This is a genomic window from Micromonospora sp. WMMD956 (genome assembly GCF_029626125.1).
In the GTDB taxonomy this organism is placed as follows: domain Bacteria; phylum Actinomycetota; class Actinomycetes; order Mycobacteriales; family Micromonosporaceae; genus Micromonospora; species Micromonospora carbonacea.
This window is the reverse complement of sequence record NZ_JARUBI010000005.1, coordinates 293,175-314,609: the sequence shown is the minus strand read 5'-3', so window position 1 is coordinate 314,609 and position 21,435 is coordinate 293,175. Positions and strand designations below refer to the sequence as shown.

Genomic DNA, 21,435 nt, shown 5'->3' with positions numbered 1-21,435 from the left:
ACGTTGAGCCAGGAGGCACGGGACCTGAGCTGGCTGGTCAGCGCGTTCGCGCAACGGGTGCCCGGGGTGGCGCACGCCATCGTGGTCTCCTCGGACGGGCTGCTGGTCGCCGTCTCCGATCACCTGCCGCGCGACCACGCCGACAAGCTCGCCGCCGTGACCTCGGGGGTGATGAGCATCACCGCCGGCGCGGCGCAGATGTTCGACGGCGACATCGTCAAGCAGACCGTCGTGGAGATGGGCCGCGGCTACTTCCTGGTGATGCAGGTGCGCGACGGCTCAATCCTGGCCACGCTGGCCGCCGGGGACGCCGACATCGGCGTGGTCGGCTACGAGATGGCGCGGCTGGCCAAGCAGGCCGGCGAGATGCTCACCCCGGCGCTACGCGCCGAGCTCCAGCAGGCGCTGCCCCCGCTGGGCTGAGCACCCGGGAGGGCCCGCCGGGCGGTCCGCCGGCCCGGCGGACCGCCCGCCGGGCGGTGCGGAGCGACCCCGCCCGCCCGGCGGGGAGTTCCCGGCTACAGGCCGTTGGCCCGGATCACCTCGCGGTACCACAGCGCGCTGCGCTTGGGCACCCGGCGCTGGGTGGGGTAGTCCACGTAGACCAGGCCCCAGCGCTGGTCGTAGCCCTCCGCCCACTCGAAGTTGTCCAGCAGCGACCAGACGTGGTAGCTCTCCAGCGGCACCCCGTCGGTGACGGCCCGGTGCGCGGCCGCCATGTGGTCGCGCAGGAAGCTGATCCGGCCCGAGTCGTCGACGGTCCCGTCGGCCGAGAGGGTGTCGGCCTGCGGCAGGCCGTTCTCCGTGACGGTCAGCGGGACCGGACCGTAGTCGCGGGTCACCCGGGTCAGGATGTCGTACATGCCGTCGGGGTAGATCTGCTGCCAGTCCGCCTGGGAGGTGGGCCAGCGGGTGACGGTGTCGCCGGTGGCCGTCACGTAGTACGGGGTGTAGTACTGCACGGCGAGCAGGTCGATCGGCGCGGAGATGATCTTCAGGTCGCCGTCGCGGATGCCGCGCGCCATCCGGCTGTCGGGCCCCAGGTCGGCCAGCACGTCCGCCGGGTAGCTGCCCTTGAGGATCGAGTCGAGGTAGAGGCGGTTCTCGTAGCCGTCGTAGAGGTGGCTGGCGCGGGTCGCCTCGGCGCTGTCGTCTGCCGGGTAGCAGGGGTGCAGGTTGAGGGCGGGGCCGATCCGGGCGTCGCTGCCGGTGGCCCGCAGCGCCTCCACGGCCAGGCCGTGCCCGAGCTGGAGGTGGTGGGCGACCAGGTAGGCCGCCTGCGGGTCCTGGAAGCCGGGGGCGTGGTGGCCGTGCAGGTAGCCGTTCTGCACCACGGTCTTCGGCTCGTTGATGGTCAGCCAGACCGGGATCCGGTCGCCGAGGCCGCGGTAGAGCAGCTCGGCGTACTCGGCGAACCGGTAGGCGGTGTCGCGGTTCTCCCAGCCGCCGGCGTCCTGCAACGTCTGCGGCAGGTCCCAGTGGAACAGGGTGGCCATCGGCGAGATGCCGCGTTCGTGCAGCCCGTCGACGAGGCGGCGGTAGAAGTCGAGACCCCGCTGGTTGGGCGTGCCGGTGCCGTCGGGCTGGATGCGCGGCCAGGAGATGGAGAACCGGTAGCTGCGCAGCCCCAGGTCGCGCATCAGGTCGAGGTCGTCGGCGTAGCGGTGGTAGTGGTCGGCGGCGATGTCGCCGGTGTCGCCGTTGCGGGTCCGGCCGGGGGTGCGGCTGAAGGTGTCCCAGACCGACTCGCCCCGGCCGTCCTCCTTGGTGGCGCCCTCCACCTGGTATGCCGAGGTGGCCGCGCCCCAGCGGAAACCGGTCGGGAAGCGCAGGTCGCCCCGGGGCCCGTCGGTGGGGTCGGTGTCGGGGTCGGTGCCGGCGTCGCATCCGGTGGCCAGGCCGCCGGAGACGGCGGCGGTGGCGGCCGTGCCGCCCACGCGCAGGCCGGCGCCGGTGGCCCCGGCGGTGGCGGAGAGTGCGGCGCGGCTGAGTAGCCGCCGCCGGGTGAGCATCGACATGGGGCCTTCTCCTCGTGATGGGTGCCCACCGCCGCACGGCCGGGAGCGCTCCCAGCATAAGGCAGGCGGGGGCGGCCGAACCCGCCTGTGGCGGGTCGGCTCTGTTGTGCGGGCTGGTCCGGCGCGTGGCCGGTTGCGCGAATGCGCTGGTGGGAGGCGATGTCGGGGCGTCGGTCGTGGCTGCGAGACGCCCGCCGGCTACGCCCATAGCGAGCGAGGCCGGCCGGGTGGCGTGACACGCCTGACCCGTCGGCCTCTTTTCCCATGGTGTCGGGGGGTTTAGTGTGGGGACGGGGGAGGGCAACCCCCGTCCCCACCTTTGTTTGCACACACGCACGAGTGGAATTGGCGTCCTGCCGTGCGTGTCGCGCGGGAGCCGGGCCACGCGAGTGGCTCTGGTTCCACCTCCCTCCATTGCCGGTGGGTGGTGGCTGGCGGCGGCGTCCGGGCTGGCCCGCCGTCAGCCTTCGGGCAATGTGCCGGGGACGTCGCGGGCACGACGCTCCCGGTCAACACCTTCTGTGACCTCCGTCGATGGAAGCGCTCCCATCGGCGATGCAGCGACTGTAACGCCCGTCACCGGTTTGTGAAAGCCCCAAAACGAGATCGAAACAAGTAGCTGCTCGTTCGTGGACTCTTCTTGTCGTGGGAGCGCTTCCATGCAAGACTGTCGAACACTGCGACGAGGAGCCAGCTCGCGTGAGTGCGGGTCGCCGAGGGCATCCGGTCATCCGGACGGCACCCCAAGGAGGGTCGCGGCGTCGTCGACCAACGTCGACGCACCGCAGCCACACACACCCCGACCGGGCCGGATCGACCACCATTCCCGAGCGCCTCCGTCCCCCCGTGCCCCGCGCGCGTGGAGGCGCCCCGCCGGGGCCCCGCGGCCCCGGCCTGGTCCGAGGAGACACCGCGCACATGAGACTCATGGCAAGACGTCGCCGGACGGCGATGCTCGCCGCCACCACGTTGGTCGTCGGCGGCATCGCCCTGCCGGCCGGCGCCGCGCAGGCCGCCCCGGCGTGCGACGTGGTCTACGCCACCAACGACTGGGGCAGCGGCTTCACCGGCAACGTCACCATCAAGAACCTGGGCGACGCCGTCAACGGCTGGACGCTCAAGTGGACCTTCCCCAACAGCAGTCAGCGGGTGGTCCAGGGCTGGTCGGCCAAGTGGAGCCAGTCCGGCAGCGAGGTGACCGCGACCAACGAGTCGTACAACGGCAGCCTCGGCACCGGGGCGTCGACCACCATCGGGTTCAACGGCAGCTACTCCGGCAGCAACCCGAAGCCCACGGCGTTCACCCTCAACGGCACCCCGTGCAACGGCACCCCGGCCAACCAGCCGCCGACGGTCTCCCTCAGCGTGCCGAGCGGGCCGTTCGAGGCGCCGGCGGACGTGCCGCTGACCGCCACGGCCAGCGACCCGGACGGGACGATCAGCAAGGTCGAGTTCTACCGCAACGGCCTGCTGGTCAACACCGACACCACCGCCCCGTACGGCTACACGCTGGAGGACCTGCCGGCCGGCAGCTACACCGTCCAGGCCAAGGCCTACGACAACGCCAACGGCATCGGCGTCGCCGAGAAGGCGTTCACCGTCAGCGCGGCCTCCGGCCCCCGCCTGGTGGCCACCCCGTCCGCGGTCAGCGTGAGCGAGGGCGGCACCGCCACGTTCAACCTGAAGCTCAGCGCGGCCCCGTCGGCCAGCGTCCCGGTGACGCTGACCCGCACCGGTGACACCGACATCACCGTCACGCCGGCCTCGGCGACCCTCACCACGGCGAACTGGAACACCGGCGTCACCGTGACCGTGGCGGCGGCGGAGGACTCCGACACCGTCGGCGGCACCGCCACCGTCACCGCCTCCGGCACCGGCCTGGCCCCGCTGGCGGTCACCGTCACCGAGGTCGACAACGACGTGCCGGGCGGGGACAACGCCTACGTCAAGAAGTTCCTCGACCAGTACGGCAAGATCAAGAACTCGGGCTACTTCAGCCCCGAGGGCGTGCCGTACCACTCGATCGAGACCCTGATCGTCGAGGCGCCCGACCACGGCCACGAGACCACCTCCGAGGCGTTCAGCTACTGGCTGTGGCTGGAGGCCTACTACGGCCGGGTGACCCAGAACTGGGCCCCGTTCAACAACGCGTGGACGGTGATGGAGAAGTACATCATCCCCACCCACGCCGACCAGCCCACCGCGGGCTCCGCCGGCACCCCGCAGTACGCCGCGGAGTACAACCTGCCCAGCCAGTACCCCTCGGCGCTGAACCCGAACGTCGCGGTCGGCCAGGACCCGCTGCGCTCGGAGCTGCAGAGCACCTACGGCACCGGCGACATCTACGGCATGCACTGGCTGATGGACGTCGACAACACCTACGGCTTCGGCCGCTGCGGTGACGGCACCACCCGGCCGGCGTACATCAACACCTTCCAGCGGGGCACGCAGGAGTCGGTGTGGGAGACCATCCCGCAGCCGTCCTGCGACACCTTCAAGCACGGCGGGCAGTACGGCTACCTCGACCTGTTCGTCAAGGACACCGGCGCCCCCGCCAAGCAGTGGAAGTACACCAACGCCCCCGACGCCGACGCCCGCGCCGTGCAGGCCGCGTACTGGGCGCTGACCTGGGCCAAGGCGCAGGGCAAGCAGGCCGACGTCGCCGCCACCGTGGCCAAGGCCGCCAAGATGGGCGACTACCTGCGGTACGCGATGTACGACAAGTACTTCAAGAAGATCGGCAACTGCGTCGGGGCCAGCACCTGCCCCGCCGGCAGCGGCAAGGACTCGGCGCACTACCTGCTGTCCTGGTACTACGCCTGGGGCGGCGCGTACGACACCAGCCAGAACTGGTCGTGGCGGATCGGCTCCAGCCACAGCCACTTCGGCTACCAGAACCCGTTCGCGGCCTGGGCGATGACCAACGTGAACGAGCTCAAGCCGAAGTCCCCGACCGCGGTCGGGGACTGGCAGAAGAGCCTCGACCGGCAGCTGGAGTTCTACACCTGGCTCCAGTCGTCCGAGGGCGGCATCGCCGGTGGCGCCACCAACAGCTGGGACGGCAACTACGGCACCCCGCCGGCCGGCACCGCCACCTTCTACGGCATGTTCTACGACGTCGACCCGGTCTACAACGACCCGCCGTCGAACCAGTGGTTCGGCATGCAGGTCTGGTCGATGCAGCGCATCGCCGAGCTGTACCTGGAGACCGGCAACACCAAGGCCAAGGCGCTGCTCGACAAGTGGGTGCCGTGGGCGATCGCGAACACCACGCTGGGCACCAACTGGTCGGTCCCGTCCGAGCTGAAGTGGACGGGCCAGCCCGCCAACTGGAACCCGAGCAGCCCGGCGGCCAACACCAACCTGCACGTCGAGGTCTCCTCCACGGGCCAGGACGTCGGCGTCACCGGCTCCCTCGCCCGGACCCTGATCGCGTACGCGGCCAAGTCCGGCAACACGGCGGCCAAGACCACCGGTAAGGGCCTGCTCGACGCCCTGTCCGCGTCCGCCGACAGCAAGGGTGTCTCGACGACGGAGAAGCGCGGCGACTACAAGCGCTTCGACGACGTCTACAACGCCGCCGACGGCCAGGGTCTCTACGTGCCCCCGGGCTGGACCGGGAAGATGCCCAACGGCGACGCCATCGCCGCCGGCAAGAGCTTCCTGGACATCCGGTCGTTCTACAAGAACGACCCGGACTGGCCGAAGGTGCAGGCGTACCTCGACGGCGGCCCCGAGCCGACGTTCAACTACCACCGGTTCTGGGCCCAGTCCGACATCGCCATGGCGTACGCGGACTACGGGATGCTCTTCCCGAACGGGTGACCCGACCCCTCCGGGTGGGCGGCGCGGCCCGCCCACCCGGAGCCCGACCGGGCCCGGGGGAACTATGAGCCCGGTCGGCGGACGGCCTGACTCCCACGGTCAGGCCGGGGCGGGCCGGCCGTCCGGTCAACGCAGCGGACCGGCCGGCCCGCCCCACCGCCCGAAGCTGAACTTGCCGCGAAAAAGCCCCGGAAAAAGTGACCGTCCAGGGATCACGTGACGGTCGCCGACGGAGTAACGTACGTCACCGGAGAGGCCGCTCCCCCCGTGGCGGCCTCTCCCTTTTCGTTCCCACGCCCGGTTCCGTCCCCGGATTCGTCCCGGGTTCCGTCCCCGGATCCGGCGCGGCGCCGGGCACGGTCACGGGGTGCCGCAGCCCCGGATGCCCGGCCGGCAGCGACCGGCGGATCACCAGCCAGCTCACCGCCAGCGCGGACGCCACCAGCGGCCAGGTCAGCGCCACCCGCGCCACCACCAGCGCCACCACCTGCCCGCCCAGGTAGAGCGGCACGAACACCGCCACCCGTACCGCGTACGTCGCCGCCCACACCCAGCTGCCCCGCCCGTACGCCCGCAGCAGCGCCGGGTCGCGCCGCCACCGGCCCCGCTGCCGCAGCGCCACCCCCACGAGGACGCCCAGCAGCGGCCAGCGGATCACGATGCTCACCACCCAGGCGAGCGCGCTGGCCACGTTCGACAGCACCTGGACGAGGAAGAAGTCGGTGGCCCGCCCGGTGCGCAACGCGATCAGCGCGGCCACGCAGACCGCGAGCAGCCCGATCAGCACCGACCGCGGCCGGTCCCCCCGGCGCAGCCGCCAGGCCGCCACCGCCGTGCCGACCAGCACGGCGGCGGCCACCCCGCCGACCAGCGAACGGCCGGTGGCCAGCCAGCCGAGCGCGAACGCCACCGGCGGCGCGGTGGCGTCCACCGCCCCGCGCCGCCCGCCGAGCAGGTCGGCGAGGGACTCGGGCCGGTCTCGCGGCGGCGACGGAACGGGGTGCGAAGGGCCTCCGGGCCCGGGTGCGGCGGTCACCGGCAACCTCCTGTACGTCCACCCCAAACTAACCGTAGAGCCCCGGCGGGCCACCGGGTGCCGCTACGGCGGGTGCCGCTACGGTGTGCGGGTGCGCGCGACGGCGAGGGGTTGGACGGCGGTCTGGTTGGTCGTGCTGGCCCTGGCCCAGACAGCCGCCTTCCTCGTGGTGTGGCGCGCCGCCCTGCACACCGAGCTCGGCCAGTGGCTCGACACGGTCGCCCTCACCGGCAACCGGATCGGCCAGGACCGCATCGCCGAGCCGGTTAACCGCGTCCTCAACACGATGTCGGCGCTGTCGCTGCTGGCCGCGACGGCGGTGATCGGCTTCATCGCGCTCATCCGGCGGCGGGTCGCCCTGGCCATCACGGCGACCCTGCTCATCGCCGGGGCGAACGTGACCACCCAACTGCTCAAGCACTTCCTGGTCCGGCCCGACGTCGGCATCGACCCCGAGCGGGCCGCCGCCGGCAACAGCCTGCCCAGCGGGCACACCACCGTGGCCGCGTCGGTGGCCCTCGCGCTGATCCTGGTCCTCCCGACCACGGTCCGGGTGCTCGGCGCGTACCTCGGCACCGCGTACGCGGCCGTGGCCGGCGTGGCCACGCTCTCCGCCGGCTGGCACCGCCCCAGCGACGCCGTCGCGGCGTTCCTCGTCGTCGGCGTCTGGGCGGCGCTGGCCGGGCTGCTGCTCCTGGTCACCCAGCGGGAACAGGCCCAGGTGGAGCCCGCCGACGCGCACCGGGTCGCCGCCGTCGTGCTGGGGCTGGGCGGGGCGATCGCCGTGGTCGCCTCGGCGCTGGCCCTGTCCTGGCTGGTCGACCTGCCCCAGCTCGACCCGGACGAGATGGGCCGGCGGTCGCTGTTCGTCGCCTACGCCGGCAGCGCCGCCGGCATCGCCGGGACGATGGCCGTGGTGGCGGCGCTGCTGCTCGCCGTCGTGCACCGCCTGGTGCCCCGCGTCAAGGGCTGACGGCGGGGGAGGGGACCGGTGCCGACGACCCACGACGCGGTGCGGGCGGCGTTCCGCGACGAGTGCACGGCGCTGGCCGACGTCCTGCGCGGCCTCGCCCCCGCCGACCTGGACCGGCCCAGCGGCTGCCCGCCCTGGGCGGTGCGCGACCTGGTCGCCCACGTGCACACCGGCGCCGGCCGGCTCGCCGGCATGCTCGCCGCCCCGGCCCCGCCCCGCGCCGAGGTGGACGCCGCCGGCTACTTCGGCGCGGCCAAGTTCACCCCGCAGGTCGACCGGGACCGGGTCGACAGCGCCCGCCGACAGGCCCGCGGGACGACCGGCCCGGCGGCGGTCGCCGCCGCGTTCGACCGGGACTGGCGCGCGGCCGACGCGGCGGTGGCCCGCCAGAGCGCCGACCGGGTGGTCCGCACCCGGCACGGCGACCCGATGGCCCTGACCGAGTTCCTGGTGACCCGGGTGGTCGAGGTCGGCGTGCACGGCCTGGACCTGGCCGCCGCCCTGGGCCGCGAGCCGTGGCTGACCCCGACCGCGGCCCGGGTCGTCACGGCGCTGCTGACCGGCGGCCGGGCCGTGCCGCCCGGCCTGGGCTGGGACCGGCTGACGACGGTCCGCAAGGCCACCGGCCGGGACCCGCTGACCGACGGCGAGCGGGCCGCGCTCAGCGCCGCCGGGCTGCGCCTGCTCGCCTTCGGCGGCTGACCGTCACGGGGCCGGCAGGGCCGCCACCGGGGCGGCGGCTGACCCGTCACCGGGGCGGGCTGACCCGTCATCCGGGCCGGCAGGGCCGACAGGGCCGCGCGCCTGCCCCCGGGAACCCGGCCGGGAGTCAGAACGGCGGCGCGGGCTGCTCCGGCGGGCGGCCCCAGGCCCGCCGGGCGTCGGCCACCGCCACCGCCAGCAGCGCCACGGCCACCGCGCCGGCCGACACCAGCGTCGCCCAGGCGCAGCAGGACCGGCACGGCCGCCAGCAGCGCCAGCGCCGGCGCCGACGCGCGCCGCCACCACCGGCGGGGCCGCTGCGCCCCGGCGGCCATGCTCAGCGAGTCCCGCCGTCGTTCCGCTCCACCCGGCAGTCGTAGCACCCCGGCCCGCCGCCCCGACCCGGATCCGTCGCATCCGCCATGATCCGCCGCCCTTGCCGGGACCGCGGTCAGCGGGCAGGATCGACCGGTGACGAACCGATGGGGCATGACCGTGCCGCTGGGCGGCCTCCCGCTCGCCGACCACGCCGCCGCCTACGCCGCCCTGCGCCGGGCCGGCTTCACCGACGTGTGGTCGTCCGAGGTCAACGGCGCCGACGCGTTCACCCCGCTGGCGCTGGCCGCCGCCTGGCAGCCGGGGCTGCGCCTCGGCACCGCCATCGCCCCCGCCTTCACCCGGGGCCCCGGGCTGCTCGCGATGAGCGCCGCCGCGCTGGCCGAGGCGGCCCCCGGCCGCTTCGCCCTCGGCATCGGCGCGTCCTCCCCCGTGGTGGTGGGCGACTGGAACGCCGTCGCCTTCGACGAGCCGTTCAGGCGCACCCGGGACGTGCTGCGCTTCCTGCGCGCCGCCCTGGCCGGGCAGACCGTCGACGGCGCGTACGACACCTTCGCGGTGCGCCGGTTCACCCTGGAACGGCCGCCGGCCGTGCCGCCACCGCTGCTGCTGGCCGCCCTGCGTCCGGGCATGCTGCGGCTGGCCGCCGCCGAGGCCGACGGGGTGATCCTCAACTGGCTGGCCGCCGACGACGTGCCCACCGCCGTCGCCGAGCTGGGCGGGCGACCCGACGGGTTCGAGGTGGTCGCCCGCATCTTCGTCTGCCCCACCTCCGACGCCGGCCACGCCCGCGCCCTCGGCCGCCGGCTCATCACCACCTACCTGACCGTGCCCGCCTACGCGGCGTTCCACCGCTGGCTGGGCCGGGCGGAGATCCTCGACCCGGTGTGGCGGGCCTGGGCGGCCGGGGACCGGCGGGGCGCCGCAGCCGCCGTGCCCGACGAGGTCGTCGACGCGCTCGTGCTGCACGGCTCCCCCGAGCAGTGCCGCGACCAGGTGCGCCGTTACGCCGACGCCGGAGTGGACGTACCCGTGCTGGCCCTGCTGCCCACGCCCGAGCTGGCCGCCGGCGGCCCGGCGGCCCTGACCGACCTGATCGCCCGGCTCGGGCCCGCCGGGGGAGAGGGCCCGGCGTGAACCTCACCGACCGGGTGGCCGTGATCACCGGCGGCGCCGGCGGCATCGGCGCGGCCCTCGCGCACCGGTTCGCCGCCGAGGGCGCGGCGGCCGTCGTGGTGGCCGACCTCGACGCCGACGCCGCCCGCGCCGTCGCCGGGGCCGTCGGCCCGGTGGCCCACGCCGCCGGCCTCGACGTCACCGCCGAGGACCAGGTCCGCGCGCTGGTGGCCGACACCGAGCGACGGTACGGCCGCATCGACCTGTTCTGCGCCAACGCCGGGATCGCCACGGCCGCGGGGCTGGACGCCGCCGACGCCGACTGGGACCGGGCCTGGCGGGTCAACGTGCTCGCCCACGTCCACTCCACGCGGGCGGTGCTGCCCGGGATGCTGGCCCGGGGCCAGGGCTACCTGCTGCACACCTGCTCGGCCGCCGGGCTGCTCACCGCCGTCGGCGACGCCCCGTACAGCGCGACCAAGCACGCGGCGGTGGGCCTGGCCGAGTGGCTCGCCGTCACCTACCGCGACCAGGGCCTCCGGGTCAGCGCGCTCTGCCCGCAGGGGGTGGACACGCCGATGCTCGCCGAAGGGCTGGCCACCGGGCACCTCGGGGCGCGGGTGATCGCCGCCTCCGGCGCGGTGCTGCACCCCGACCGGGTCGCCGACGCGGTGATCGCCGGTCTGGCCGAGGAGCGGTTCCTGATCCTGCCCCACCCCGAGGTCGCGCAGCACGCCCTCCGCCGCGCCGAGGACCCGGACGGCTGGCAGGCCGGCCTCCGCAAACTGGTCCGCCGCCTCCGCGCCTGACCTGAGGACCGCCGCGGCTCGGCGTGCGTCCGTGTCTCCGCGTGCGTCCGTGTCCTCGCGTCTTCGCCGGCTCCGCGTGCTGCCGCATCTCCGCGTGCTGCCGTGTCTCCGCGTGCTGCCGTGTCTCCGCGTGCTGCCGTGTCTCCGCCTGGGCCCGCGTCTTCGCCGTGGCCCGCCGTGCCGGTCTTGATCGCGCTCGATCCGGGATTGAGTGGCCTCCACGCGACGCCGATGCCACTCGATCCGTGTAGCAGCGCGATCCTGCCGCGGGCGGGGCGGGCCGGCTCCGCGCGGGTTCGGTACCCGGCCCGGCCCGCACCGCCCGTCGTCGTCCCTCTGCCTCCGCGATCTTGCACTTGCGGCCCAGGCGTTACGGGGCGAAATGGACTTTCCGGGGGCCGCAAGTGCAAGATCGCCGGTGCGTGGTGCGTGGTGCGTGGTGCGTGGTGCGTGGTGCGTGGTGCGTGGTGCGTGGTGCGTGGTGCGTGGTGGTCGGGTCAGGGGCGCCAGCGTAGGGGGCCCGGGTGGACCGACCAGAGCAGTCGGCGCCACCAGGGGCGGGCGGCGCGCAGGGCGGTGACGTACTCGCCGGCCAGGGCGGCGGCCCGGTCCGCCTGCTCGGCGGCGGCAGCGCCCGGCGCGAAGGCGAGTTGGTTGAGCAGCCCGGCCAGCTCCGCCAGGTCGGGCGGCACGGCACCGGCGGCGGGGTCGGCGGCACCGGCGGTGGTCTGAGCCGTGCGCGTGACGGCCCCGGCGGTGCCGTCGCCCCCGGCCTCGCGGTCGGCCCCGGCGGTGCCGTCGCCCCCGGCCTCGCGGTCGGCCCCGGCGGTGCCGTCGCCCCCGGCCTCGCGGTCGGCCCCGGCGGTGCCGTCGGCCCCGGCCTCGCGGTCGGCCCCGGCGGTGCCGTCGGCCCCGGCCTCGCGGTCGGCCCCGGCGGTGCCGTCGGCCCCGGCCTCGCGGTCGGCCCCGGCGGTGCCGTCGGCCCCGGCCTCGCGGTCGGCCCCGGCGGTGCGGGTGGCACCGGCGGTGCGGGTGGCGCGGGCGTCGGCCAGGGCGGCGCGGGCCTGCTCCGCGACCTCCGTGGCGGCGAGGTCCCCGCCCACCGGCCGGCCCGCCAGCCGCAGCGCGTCGGTGACCTCCCGCCAGGCGCCGGCGATCCGCTGGCCGGGGTCGCCCGTGGACAGCCGCCTCCTCGACCGCGCCCCGCGCAGCCCGGCCAGCGCCACCAGCACCGCCCCCACCACCAGCAGCAGGCCACCCGCGCCGCCACCGACCAGCACCGGCGTCGACAACCCACCCGAGTCGACCGGGCGCGCCGGCCCCGCCTGCGGCGGCGGCGTCTGCGTCGGCTCCACGGTCGGCTCGGGCACCTCCGACGGCGGCGGGTCCTCCGGCGCCGGCCGGAAGTCCTCCTCCACCGGGCGCGGCTCGTCGTCCGGCCGGGGCAGCGGGTCGAACGCCACCCACCCGAGCCCGGAGAAGAGCACCTCCGGCCAGGCGAACGCGTCGGCCGCCCGCACCGGCCCGGTGCCGCTGGAGGAGAAGCCCACCACCACCCGGGTCGGCAACCCCGACAGCCGGCCCAGCACCGCGAACGCCGCCGCGAACTGCTCCGACGTGCCGCGCTGCCCGCCGCCGTTGCGTGGGCCGAAGAGGAAGAAGCCCAGATTCGGGTACGCGTGCCCGCTCGGCGCGTCCGCCACCACCCGGTAGTGCTCGGCGAGGAACTGCTCGATCGCCGCCGCCCGCGCGTACGGGGCCCCGTTGTCCTCGGCGAGCTGGGCGGCGAGCCGGCGCATCGGGTCGGGCACCCCGTCGGCCACCCGCAGCACCCGGGCCACCTCGTCCCCGGCCGGCACGTCCGCCGTGGCGAGCAGGTTGTTGTCGGGCCGCTCCGCCGCCGACGTGACCGTGTACCGCAGCCCCGGCGTCAGCCCCTCCGGCCGGATCAGCGTCCCCGTCAGCGGGTCGTACGCCACCCGGGCCCCGCCGACCTCACGCGGGGTGGCCACGGCCGGCAGCAGCCGCCCGCTCAGGTCCGCCACGGTGATCTCCTGCCGGACCGTCTCCACCGTTGCCCCCGGCGCGGGCTGCGCCGCCGGCAGGATCCGGCCGGCGTTGCGGTAGGTCGCGCCGACCCGCCAGGTCGCCCCGTCGTAGTCGCTGAGCACCGCGAGCCGGATCCGCACCGACCGGCCCCCGGCGGCGTTCCCGGTGGCACCGGGCGGGCCGGTGGGAGAACCGGCCGGACCCGGTGCCCCCGTCGGCGCGTCGGGGCGCTCGGTGGCCACGTCCAGCAGCTTCTGCTGCGGATTCAACGCCCAGCCGGAGATCCGGATCAGCGGGTTCTCGTCCAGCGACTCCACCTGCGGCGGCTCCACGTACCGGCGGGGGTCCACCGGGCGCTCGTCGACCCGGCCCGCCACCACCGGCCCGACCACGGCCGCCAGCCCCACCACCACGACGAGGCCGGCGGCCGCGGTGGCGGCGAGGCGGGCCCGGACGGCCGCCCGCACCCCGGGCGGCAACCCGGCCGTGGGGTCCGGACCGGACGGGCCCGGCCGCCCGGACGGCACCGCCAGCCCCAGCGCGGCGACCGCCGCGAACGCCACCGTGGGCCACACCGCCGGGTCCGCGTTCGGCCCCACCACGTACACCGCCCCGGCGTAGAGCAGCGCCGGCGGAAGGTAGCCCAGCAGCACCCGGCCCGCCCGCAGCGCCACCTCCGCCCCGGCCAGCCCGGCCAGCCACGCCGCGACCAGCGGCACCAGCACCGTGTCCGGCGTCGGCTCCACCGGGATCATCGCGGTCAGCAGCCGGGGGATGCCGTTGCGGGCCGCGTCCGCCGCCACCTCGGCCAGCGAGCCCGGCAGCCCCGCCGCGTCGGCCGACACCCGCAGCGACCACGCCGTGAAACCGGCCAGGCCGGCCACCGACAGCGGGGCGACCAGCCAGGACGGCAGCCGCCGGGCGGCCACGCTGACCAGCACCGAACCGACCGCCGCGCCGACCACCAGCCGGGTCAGCAGCCCGCCCGCGTACACCCGGCCGAGCGCCACCCCGGTCAGCGCGACCAGCGCGACCAGCGCCAGCGGCAGCGGCGCGGCCCGCAACACCCGCCACACCCTCACCACCGGCGGACCCCGTCCCACTCGGCCGCGAACGCCGCCCCGTCGGCGGCGTCGACGACGACCATCCCCGTCGCGCCGGCCGGCGTCGGCTCCGCCGCCCCGAACACCCCCACCACCACCGACGGGTACGCCCCGCGTAGCGCGCCGAGGTGCCCCAGCTCGCCCCGGCCGCCCGGCCCGGTGAGGAAGACCAACGTGTCGCCGAGCCGGTCCCGGCGCAGCCGGGTCGCCGCCGCCCGCAACGCCGCGGTGGCGTCCCCGGTGTCCAGCCGGGCGGCGGCGAGCCGGTCCAGCGGCCCGATCCCCGCACCGGTGGCCTCCCCGGCCGGTCCCTCCGGCGTGGCCAGCCCCTCAGGCGCGACAAGCAGCAACGACACCGGCAGGTCGGCGCGCAGCGCCGCCGCGACCACCGATGCCGCCGCCTCGCACGCCGCCTCGAACGACTCCGGATCCCGGCCCGGGTGGGCGCTCGCCCGGTTGTCCAGCAGCACCACGATCCGGGGCAGGCTGGTGTCGACGTTCTCCCGCACCATCAGCTCGCCCACCCGGGCGCTGGTGCGCCAGTGCACCCGGCGCAGCTCGTCGCCCACCACGTACTCCCGCAGCGAGTCGAAGGTGATCGAACCCTGCGGCACCCCGTCCACCCGGCCGTCGAGGCTGCGCCCCGCCCCCGTCGGCACCGCCGTCAGCGGGTGGATCCGCGGATGCACCCACACCGGCACCACCGACGAGTACGACCGCGCCAACGCCACCAGCCCCAACGGGTCGCGCCGGGTCACCCGCAGCGGACCGACCGGCACCACCCCCCGGCGGTCCGTCGGCACGTCGTAGTCGACCGTCGTGTCCCGCCCCGGCCGCAACCGCAGCACCGGCACCGGCACCGTCCGGTCGCCGCACCGGTCCTCCGCCAGCAGGTTCGCCGTCCGCAGCCGCCCCGCGTTGCGCACCGTCAGCACCATCCGCGCCGGATCGCCCCGCGACACCCGGTCCGGGTCCGCCCGCCGGGTCACCTCCAGCCGGGGCCGCCACAACGCCACCAGCAGCGCATACCCCACCGCCCCCGCCGCCGCCACGCCCAGCAGCGCCAACTCCGGGTAGGCGAACCGGAAACCGGCACCGAGCAGCACCGCCGCGGCTACGAGCAGCCCGACGCCCCGGGCGGTGATTCCCACGCCCCGCAGCCGCCTCAGCCCTGCACCAGGGGCGAGGCCGGGGACGGGGCCGGGGCGACCTGGCCCGACGGCAGCGGCACCGGCACCGAGGCGACCGCCTGGCGCAGCACCTCGGCGGCGCTCACCCCGCGCACCTGCGCGTCGGAGGTGAGCAGCAGCCGGTGCGCGAACACCGGCTCGACGAGGGCCTTCAGGTCCTCCGGCATGATCCAGCCCCGCCCGTCGATCAACGCGTACGCGCACGCCGCGCGGGTCAGCGCGATCACCCCCCGGGGACTCACCCCCACCCGCACCTGCGGGTGACCCCGCGTCGCGGCGGCCAGCCGGACCGCGTACGCGTACAGCGGCTCGGCGATGTGCACCCGCAGGGCCATCCGCACCATCTCACCGACCGTGTCGGTGTCCGTGATCGCCGGCAGCGCCTCGGGGGAGCGGACCGTCGCCCCGCGCAGCACCTCCACCTCGACCGCCTCGTCGGGATACCCGACGGACAGCTTCACCAGGAACCGGTCGAGCTGCGCCTCCGGCAGCCGGTAGGTGCCGTCCATCTCCACCGGGTTCTGCGTGGCCACCACCAGGAACGGCTGCGGCACCGGATGCCGCACCCCGTCCACCGTGACCGTGCGCTCCTCCATCACCTCCAGCAGCGCCGACTGGGTCTTCGGCGACGCCCGGTTGATCTCGTCGGCGATGACGATGTTGGCGAACACCGGCCCCGGGTGGAACTCGAAACCCCGGGTGGCCTGGTTGAAGATGGTCACCCCCGACACGTCCGAGGGCAGCAGGTCCGGGGTGAACTGGATGCGCCGCCACCGACCCTTCACCGTCGCGGCGATCGCCCGCGCGAGGGTGGTCTTGCCGACCCCCGGCACGTCCTCCAACAGCACGTGCCCCTGCGCGAACAACGCCGTCAACGCCAGCCGGACCACCTGCGGCTTGCCCAGCACCACCGAGTTGACGTTCTCCGCCAGCCGGGCGGCGAGGGCCGCGAAGCCCTGCACCTCCGGCTGGGTGAGCGGTTCGTGCGTGTTCACGGCGGTGCTCCTTGCCTGGTGGGCCGGTCAGCAGGTCGGCAGGACGTTGATGTTGTCGCCGCCTTCGAGGTTGAGCCAGGCCCACGGGATGTAGTTCTTCCCCTCGAACTCGACCCGCACCCACCAGCTGCTCTGCTTCTGGTCGTTGTAGATCCAGGAGTCGACGCTCTCGCCCTGCCGCTTGCAGTACGCCTGCAACCGGGTGCCCGGTCGGGCCCAGCCGACCTGCTTGTCGTTGTCCTGCTGGGGAACGGAGAAGATCTCGTTGCCGTTGCGGCCGTCCACGTCCTTGTTGCAGTACGTCCGCTGGTCGCCGTCGGGGCCGTTGTTGCACGTCGCGACCCCGTACAGCGGGTCGGTGCTCTGCGCCCGCCTCGCCGTGCCCGCCCCGGCGGCGTTGCTCGCCGTCACCGTCGCCGTGTACGCCGTGCCCGGCGTCAGCCCCGGCACGGTCGCGCTGGCGCAGTTGCCGGCCGTGACCGGCTTCTCGCCCGGGACGCTGACCGTGCAGGTGGCCTGCCCGCCACCGGCGTCCACCGTGAAGTTCACCGTGACCGCCGTGGCCGTCGCCGACGAACCGGTGACCGTGACCCGGGGCGGTGCCACCGTGCGGGCGGTGCCCGTCGCCGCCTCGCCCGGGCCCGCCTCGTTGACCGCCTGCACCGTCACCGTGACGCTCTGCCCGTCGCCCAGGCCGTCCACCGTGGCCCGGGTGTCGGTCACCTCGCTGCTGCGGCCGCCCGCCGCCACCAGGTACTTCGTCACCGGCCGGCCGTTGGCGGCGGCCGGCGACCACTGCACCGCCACGGTGCCCGGCCGGTTCGCCACCGTCGTCGCCCGCAGGTCGACCGGCGCGCCGGGCGCGGCGAACGGCACCACGCTGTTGCTCACCGGGGACGCCGCCGACCCGGCGCCCCGGTCGTTGACCGACACGACCGTGAACGCGTACTGCGTGCCGTAGTCCAGCTCGCCGGCCGGCACCACCAGCTCGGTCTTCGTCGACTCGCCGGCCGGCGCGTTGGCGCCCGCCGAGGTCGCCGTCACCGCGTACTTCGCGATGGTGTTGCCCTGGCCGTTCGCCGCCGGCCACTTCACCAGCACCGTGCCGTCGGGCCGGGCCTCGGCCGTCACGCCCGACGGCGGGTCCGGCACCGCCGCGGTCGGCGTCACCGGATTGCTGGACCGCGCCGGGCCGTCGCCCTTGGCGTTGACCGCGTGCACCGAAAACCGGTACGTCTCGCCGTTGGTCAGGCCCGTGACCTCCACCGACCGCTGGTTGGCCCCCACCTCGCGGCGCTCCCCGGCGCCCTCCACCACGTACCGGATGATCTCCGCGCCGTTCGCGGCCGCCGGCCGCCAGCTCACCCGGGCCCGCGCGTTGCCGGCCGACGCGGTGACGCTGCGCGGCGCGCTCGGCTTGCCCACCTTCGGCTTCTTCGGCGGGGGCGGCGGCGGGGGCACCGGCGGCGGGTCGCCGCCGAGCACGTCGTTGGCGTACTTGTTGACCTCGCGCACCCGGTGCTTGTCGTCGACCACCCGGGCGGTCGACGAGTCCGGCGCGTTGATGAACAGCCGGTTCTCCCGCACCTCCAGCTCCAGCGGGCCGGTGGAGCCCTTGCCGCCGATCGTGTCGACGAGCTGGCCGGAGGCGTCGAAGGAGTAGACGGTGCCCGTCGACTCGTCGGCGCAGTAGAAGCGGTCCGCCCACGCCACGGCCGGGCTGAGCTCGTCGCCCCGCCCCGGCACGGTGAACTGCCGCTCCTCGCCGCCGGCGCCGATCACGTGCACCTTCCGCTCGCCGGCGACGGTCACCGGCACCTTCGGCCCGCTCGTGCGCGTCGGCAGCGCCCCCGGCCCGGCGATCGTCAGCGGGGTGCGGACCACCTCGCCGCGCTGCACCCGCACCAGCGCGCCGGCCGTGCGGTCGAGCACCGCGACGCCGTCGTCAAGCGTGGAGACCATCAGCTCGTGGCTGGGCTCGGCGACCTCGTACGTCTCGACCCGCTTCGGCGAGATGCCGCCGCCCGGCGGCGCGGCCGGGCCCGGCTCGGACGGCAACTCCGCCGCCGTGACCGCCGAGACGGTGCCCTCGGCCGGCACGGCGACCCACAGCCGGCCCTCGCCGTCGAACGCCCCGCCGGTGATCCCCGGCGGGTAGCGCACCGGCTCGCCCACCGGGGCCAGCGAACGCGGGTCGAGCTGCCGGACGACGCCCTGCACGGCGTCCACCACGAACGCGGCATCGGAGTGCAGCGCCACGTTGACGCCCAGCCCCGGGGTGGTCCGGGTGCTGGCGGTGATCTGGAGGGTGGCCAGGTCCAGCGAGCTGACCTGCCCGGTGTTCAGGTCGCGCAGGATCAGCAGCCGGTCGGTCTGGACGACCTGCACCGGGTGCCGCCGCGCGTCGGGGACCTCCACCCGGGTGTCCACCCGCGCCGTCACGCCGTTGACCCGCGCCAGCTCGCTGCGCGCCGCGCTCCACAGCCAACTGCTGGCGTCGTAGTTGGCCACCGCGTTGTCGGCGGCGCCCAACCCGAGGACGGTGAGGCCCATCGCGGCCAGCAGCGCGGACACCGTGCCGACGGTGACGAGGCCACCGCGCCAGCGCCGGCGGCGGGCGGCACCCGGCCCCGTGCTCACGGCGTCGTCGATGGTGGCCACAAGCGGCTGCCTCCCCGTGTCGTCGTGGCAGGTGAGCGCCGTCCATTGGCGACCCTCCCGTGAGCCGGGTGCCATCATATGACCACCCTGAGACAGGGGAAACCCGCACCGTCGGCCCGCGCGCACCCAGCGTGCACGCCTTGTGGACGGTGGCTCAGCGCGGCGTGGCGGTCCGCTCCCGCTGCGTACACACCTGCCCGGAGGTGGCGAACGCGTCGGTCGAGTACACGGCGAGCACCGTGAAGCAGTAGTCCACCCGGGCGTTCAGCCCGTTCACCGTGTAGCTGGTCTGCCCCGGGTCCACCGTGGCCATCACCCCCAGCTTCTGCCCGGCCCGGCCACCGGCCACCATGAACGGCACCGCGCCGGCCGACGGGTCCGTCCAGGTCAGGGTGATCGTGCTGCTGTCGTCACGCAGCTCCAGGTCACCCGGCGGCGGACCGTCCACCGTCGGCCCGGCCGCCGCCGACGGCGTCGTGGTCGGCGGCGGCCCCGCGGCGCGACCGAGCACCAGCGCCGCGACGCCGACCACGACCGCGAGCACGACCAGGGCCGCCACCACGGCCACGACGACCAGCACCCGTCCGCGCCCGGCCTGCTTCTCCTCGGGGTACGTCGTCTGCCACGCCTCGCGCGGGGACGGGTAATCGTCGTCGGGCCCCCCGCCACCCCGCTCGGGCCAAGCCGGCCCGTCCCGCCCCGGCTGCCCGTCCCGCCCCGGTTGCCCGTCCCAGTCCGCTGCCGCCGGTGCGGGCGGGGCCTGGGCGCTCCCGGGGCCGACCGGTCCCGCCTCGACCGCTTCCCGCCCGGGCCACGGCGGCCGGTGGGGCCGGGCCGCCGGCCGGGGGTCGGGTGCGGGCGGCGGCGGGGACGCGTCCGGCTGCGCCGCCCCGTGGCCCGGGCCGAGTGCCCTCGACGGGTCCTGGAACGCCTGCGGCTGCGGTGCGGGTGCGGGTGCCGGTGCCGCCAGCGGTGCCGGTGCGGCGTCCGGTCCGGGCCCGACCGGGGCCGGACGCCCGGGAGCGGGCCCGAGGGGCGGCAGGGCCGTGCCGTCGGCCGTCGAGTGGCCTGCGCCGCCCGGTGCGGAGAGTCCGTCGTCGACGGGCTCGGCCGGCGACGGCGAGGGCGAGACCCGGCCCCAGGGCGGCGCGGTCATGCCCCACGGCGGCACGGGCGACCCGCTGACCGGCGTGCCGCTGACGGGGGTGCCGCTGACCGGCGTGCCGCTGACGGGGGTGCCGCTCACGGGCACGCCGCTGACCGGCGTGCGGCTGACGGGCGCTCCGCTCACGGGCCCGCTGGTCGGCGGAGCGCCCACGGGAGGGGCTCCGGTCGTCGGGGCCGACGAGGCGTCGCCGCCCGGTTCGGTCGCGGCCCGGAGGCCCTCCTGCCGGGCGGCCTCCTCCCGCAGCAGGGGATCGAGCTGCCGTACCTGGATGGTCGGTTCGTCCCAACCGCGCGCCGGCGCGGGCGGCGACGACGGCTGCGGCCCCGGCTCGGCGGGCGCGCGCGGGCCCGGCGGGTTCGGCGTGGCGCTCGGCGCAGGCGGGTGCGGCACCGGCCCGCCCCGCCTGCCGGGCCCGGGGCGCGGGGGAGCCGGGATCCGTGGCGCCGGTGGCGCCGCCTGCGGAGCCCACGGCGAGACCGGCTGCGGCGGCGCGTCGGCACCGGAAACGGGCCTCGTCGCAGCCGCCGGGGTCGAGGACACCGGCGAAACCGGCGGTGCGCCCGACGCGGTCGCCGGGTGCGGCGGCCCCGGCGCGTGCGGGGCGGGGGCGACGAACTCCGGCGACCGGGACGGCGCCGGGATCCGGGGCGGGGGCGGCGGCGGTTGCCGCGGCGGGCCGGACACCGGCGGCGGTAGCGGCGGCTGGCGCGGGAACGGCAGCGGGGACGTGGTCGAATCGCGCGGCGTCGGCGGTCCGGGTGGCGCGGCCGCGCGCGGGGCGGGCGGGGCGGGAGGAACAGGCGGCGTCGTGCCCGGCCCCGCGCCCCCGAGATAGTGCCGGGCCGCCTGCACCGCCGGGTGGTCGGCACCGAGCACGGCGGGCCCGGCGTCGGCCACCCGGGAGTAGTGGCGGCGGGCCTCGTGCCGGTTGCCCAGCTCCTCGGCGACCGAGGCGAGGTCGAACGAGAACGCGAGCATCAGCGGGTCGGCGGGATGCCACCGGCGCTCGCCGGCCGCGAGGGCCCCCTCCAGTACGCGCCGCGCGGCGGCCGGGTCGTCGGCCTCCCGGTGCAGCCGGGCGAGCAGGTGAGCGGTGCCCAGGACCTCCGGATGGTCCTCGCCGAAGCTGGCCCGCAGCGGGTCGATCGCGTCGGCCAACAGCCGGCACGCGCCCGCGACGTCGCCGGCGGCGCGCAGCGCGAGCGCCCGGTGCTGAAGTGCGGCCAGGGGAGAGGGCTGTGACACGTCAGCCATGCTGCCCGCAGAGGGCGGCCCGACGCCACCCGGCGGGTCGGCCATGATCGCCCGGCGACGCCTCCGAGCCGGCCGTCGTCGCCGCTGAGCTGGGCGGTCGGCGTGGTCCAAGGGTGATGTGCATGATCCACGAGGGTTGTGTAAAGTAAGCCCCCGTGCGGCCCGCCGGGTCGACCGGAGGGCAGCGAAAACCCCTTCAG

Annotated in this window: 13 protein-coding genes; 6 read left to right on the top strand and 7 right to left on the bottom strand. The window is 75.9% G+C overall.

Features of this window, described 5'->3' with window-relative positions; translation table 11 throughout:
- The first annotated feature begins 3 nt into the window (after positions 1 to 3).
- Positions 4 to 423 (top strand): roadblock/LC7 domain-containing protein, encoded by a 420-nt coding sequence (locus O7628_RS01620; protein WP_347405227.1) that lies wholly within the window; start codon positions 4 to 6, stop codon positions 421 to 423.
- A gap of 95 nt (positions 424 to 518) precedes the next feature.
- On the opposite strand, the gene O7628_RS01615 is transcribed toward O7628_RS01620, so the two are convergent.
- A complete protein-coding gene (locus tag O7628_RS01615) occupies positions 519 to 2,018 on the bottom strand; it encodes a GH1 family beta-glucosidase (RefSeq protein WP_278127800.1) in 1,500 nt (499 codons plus the stop codon).
- A 927-nt stretch (positions 2,019 to 2,945) separates the two neighbouring features.
- Here O7628_RS01615 and O7628_RS01610 point away from each other — a divergent pair.
- Complete coding sequence (locus O7628_RS01610) at positions 2,946 to 5,843, top strand: glycoside hydrolase family 48 protein (protein ID WP_278136178.1); 2,898 nt, start codon at positions 2,946 to 2,948, stop codon at positions 5,841 to 5,843.
- A gap of 244 nt (positions 5,844 to 6,087) precedes the next feature.
- Here O7628_RS01610 and O7628_RS01605 read toward each other — a convergent pair whose 3' ends face one another.
- Positions 6,088 to 6,879, bottom strand: coding sequence for a DUF3159 domain-containing protein (locus O7628_RS01605; protein ID WP_278127798.1), 792 nt, complete (start codon positions 6,877 to 6,879; stop codon positions 6,088 to 6,090).
- Between the two features lie 85 nt (positions 6,880 to 6,964).
- Between O7628_RS01605 and O7628_RS01600 the strand changes: the two genes are divergently transcribed.
- The 4 genes from O7628_RS01600 (at position 6,965) to O7628_RS01585 (ending at position 10,815) form a co-directional block, all read left to right on the top strand.
- A complete protein-coding gene (locus O7628_RS01600; protein ID WP_074474224.1) occupies positions 6,965 to 7,852 on the top strand; it encodes a phosphatase PAP2 family protein in 888 nt (295 codons plus the stop codon).
- A gap of 18 nt (positions 7,853 to 7,870) precedes the next feature.
- Positions 7,871 to 8,554, top strand: a complete 684-nt coding sequence (locus O7628_RS01595; protein ID WP_278127793.1) for a maleylpyruvate isomerase N-terminal domain-containing protein — start codon at positions 7,871 to 7,873, stop codon at positions 8,552 to 8,554.
- A gap of 489 nt (positions 8,555 to 9,043) precedes the next feature.
- Positions 9,044 to 10,027 carry an LLM class F420-dependent oxidoreductase gene (locus O7628_RS01590; RefSeq protein WP_278136177.1) on the top strand — a complete coding sequence of 328 codons (984 nt, stop codon included), beginning with the start codon at positions 9,044 to 9,046 and terminating at the stop codon, positions 10,025 to 10,027.
- Positions 10,024 to 10,815 (top strand): SDR family oxidoreductase, encoded by a 792-nt coding sequence (locus O7628_RS01585; RefSeq protein WP_278127791.1) that lies wholly within the window; start codon positions 10,024 to 10,026, stop codon positions 10,813 to 10,815. Before O7628_RS01590 ends, O7628_RS01585 begins: the two co-directional genes overlap by 4 nt.
- A gap of 497 nt (positions 10,816 to 11,312) precedes the next feature.
- On the opposite strand, the gene O7628_RS01580 is transcribed toward O7628_RS01585, so the two are convergent.
- The 5 genes from O7628_RS01580 to O7628_RS01560 form a co-directional block, all read right to left on the bottom strand.
- A complete protein-coding gene (locus O7628_RS01580; protein WP_278136175.1) occupies positions 11,313 to 13,940 on the bottom strand; it encodes a transglutaminaseTgpA domain-containing protein in 2,628 nt (875 codons plus the stop codon).
- Between the two features lie 2 nt (positions 13,941 to 13,942).
- On the bottom strand, positions 13,943 to 15,118 hold the full coding sequence (locus O7628_RS01575) for a DUF58 domain-containing protein (protein ID WP_278127790.1): 1,176 nt from the start codon (positions 15,116 to 15,118) through the stop codon (positions 13,943 to 13,945).
- Between the two features lie 14 nt (positions 15,119 to 15,132).
- Positions 15,133 to 16,152, bottom strand: coding sequence for a MoxR family ATPase (locus O7628_RS01570; protein WP_278127789.1), 1,020 nt, complete (start codon positions 16,150 to 16,152; stop codon positions 15,133 to 15,135).
- Positions 16,153 to 16,179: 27 nt separating this feature from the next.
- Positions 16,180 to 18,813 carry a fibronectin type III domain-containing protein gene (locus O7628_RS01565; RefSeq protein WP_278127788.1) on the bottom strand — a complete coding sequence of 878 codons (2,634 nt, stop codon included), beginning with the start codon at positions 18,811 to 18,813 and terminating at the stop codon, positions 16,180 to 16,182.
- A 154-nt stretch (positions 18,814 to 18,967) separates the two neighbouring features.
- A complete protein-coding gene (locus O7628_RS01560) occupies positions 18,968 to 21,226 on the bottom strand; it encodes a tetratricopeptide repeat protein (RefSeq protein ID WP_278127786.1) in 2,259 nt (752 codons plus the stop codon).
- Positions 21,227 to 21,435: the final 209 nt, after the last annotated feature.